Raw genomic sequence first — 1841 nt, forward strand, 5'->3', positions numbered from 1 at the left:
GCCGGCCCGGTGGGCGCGGACCAGGCACGCCACCCCCGCGACCGCGACCAGCCCACCGGCCACGGCGTCCGCCTGCGCACTCCAGCACATCGGGGCCTAACCGGTGCTCCCGGGGCGGTCGTGCTCCGCGGACCCGCCCGTCGGTTCGTCCTCCGGATCGTCGTCCGGATTGCCCTTCGGCTCGTCGTCCGGTCGGTCTTCCGGCCCGCCCCCGGACTTCTGCTCCGCCCCGCCCTCCCGCGGCTCCGCTCCGTCCTCCGGCGGTGCCCCGATGCTCTCCAGGGTGTCGCGGACGGTCCCGGGCATCGCCGGATGGCGGCCGATCACGATCACCCCGATCACGATCGCGACCAGCCCGGCCGCCTGCCAGGCCAGCGCCGCCGGGGTCACCCGCAGCCGGTCGCCGAGGAACCCGACCGCGCAGGCGATCCCGGCCACCGGCTGGGCGGCGGTCAGCGCCGGCAGGGACATCCGCAGCGGCGCCGCCTCGAAGGCGCTCTGCACCAGCAGCAGCCCGACCACGCCCGCCACCACCACCGCGTACGGTTGCCAACTGCGCAGCACCGCGGACAGGCCCTCGTGGTCGAGGCGCTGGGTGGTGGTCCGGGTCAGCGCGTCCTGGAGGCCGTAGAGCAGCCCGGCGGCGAGCGCCAGCAGGGTCGCCTCCTCGAACAGCGGCAGCCGCCGGGCCAGCGAGACCAGCAGCACGACCAGCCCGACCACGGTGCCGACCACCAGCCAGTGCCGCAGCTCCCCGGCGGGCGCCCCGCCGCCGGTCGGTTGCCCGGCCACGATGAAGGCCGTCACCCCGAGGGCCAGCAGCAGCACCCCGGCCCAGCCGGAACGGCCCAGGGTCTGACGGGTCAACACCCGGGCCAGTGCCATGGCGAAGATCAGATTGGTGGCCAGCAGCGGTTCGACCAGCGACACCTCGCCCTGGTTGAGGGCGAACGCCGAGAGGATCAGCCCGCTGACCATGAACCCGGTGCCGAGCAGCCACTGCGGCATCCGCATCAGGTCCAGCAGCAGCCGCCAGCGCAGCAGATCGGAGCGAGGGGCTTGCTGCGCCGCGTGCTGCTGGAGGACGAAGCCGAGCCCCAGACAGCAGGCCGCACTGAGAGCGAGGAGGAAGACCGCCACGGAGGGACCACCAGGTTGTCGCTGCCCGCGCCGCGCCGACGGCTCCGAGAGGTGGGTCGGAGGTCGCGGCCGCTCCCGCCAGCCTACCGCCGGGCCGGTGCCCGGGCCGGGCGCACGACACGCGCGCGGCGCGGCGGGCACCGGGCCGTCCGGCAGCGCTTGCCGCCACCGGCGGGGCAGGCGCACGCTGGTGTGAGCGGCCGCCACGGGTCACCGTCCGTGCCGGTCCGGACAGGCGCGACGGGGGCCGGCGCCAGGAGGTGTGGCATGCACAACCAGTGGGACGTGGAGCTCAGCTTCGAGGAAGACGGCGTGCACACGGCGTGCGAGGCCAGGCTGACCGGCGCCAGGGCGCCAGGCCTGAGCGCGCACGGCGAATCCGTGAAAAGCGCGGACGACCGTCCGCTCGCCAGGATCGGCGAGGAGGTCGCGGCCGCCCGGGCCCTGGAGGACCTGTCCCGCAAGCTGCGGGCCCAGGCCACCGGGGAGATCGACGACGAAGGGCACCGCCCGGGGTACCTGATCTACTGAGCCCACCGGCAGCCGAACCCCCGTAGGTCACGGGACTTACGCGAAGTCCCTCGCACGTCCGAACCCGGCAGCACCAGAAGTCGGGTGGGCCGACTTTTCGCGCGGGTTGGGTGTGGCGCCTGCCTCGGGGCGGTTTCGGTGCAGGGGGCGGGGCGACTACTCGTGGGGTG

2 protein-coding genes and 1 pseudogene are annotated in these 1841 nt (G+C 74.9%); 1 reads left to right on the forward strand and 2 read right to left on the reverse strand.

The genetic code is table 11. The features are described 5' to 3' along the window. Positions 1–90 (reverse strand): DUF6629 family protein (locus tag ACIQOV_RS39795; protein ID WP_401055807.1); only part of this gene is annotated, 90 nt, incomplete at its 3' end. A gap of 210 nt (positions 91–300) precedes the next feature. Then, positions 301–1140 (reverse strand): annotated as a pseudogene (locus ACIQOV_RS39800) (DMT family transporter); the annotation flags it as partial. Positions 1141–1407: 267 nt separating this feature from the next. Between ACIQOV_RS39800 and ACIQOV_RS39805 the strand changes: the two are divergent. Then, on the forward strand, positions 1408–1671 hold the full coding sequence (locus ACIQOV_RS39805) for a dsRBD fold-containing protein (protein ID WP_380546048.1): 264 nt from the start codon (positions 1408–1410) through the stop codon (positions 1669–1671). Positions 1672–1841: the final 170 nt, after the last annotated feature.

The sequence above is a fragment of the Kitasatospora sp. NPDC091257 genome (genome assembly GCF_044757675.1).
Lineage (GTDB): Bacteria > Actinomycetota > Actinomycetes > Streptomycetales > Streptomycetaceae > Kitasatospora > Kitasatospora lactacystinica.

Coding starts and splice junctions, on each gene's coding strand:
- ACIQOV_RS39805 (WP_380546048.1), top strand. CDS start 1,408: ATGCACAACCAGTGGGACGTGGAGCTCAGCTTCGAGGAAGACGGCGTG.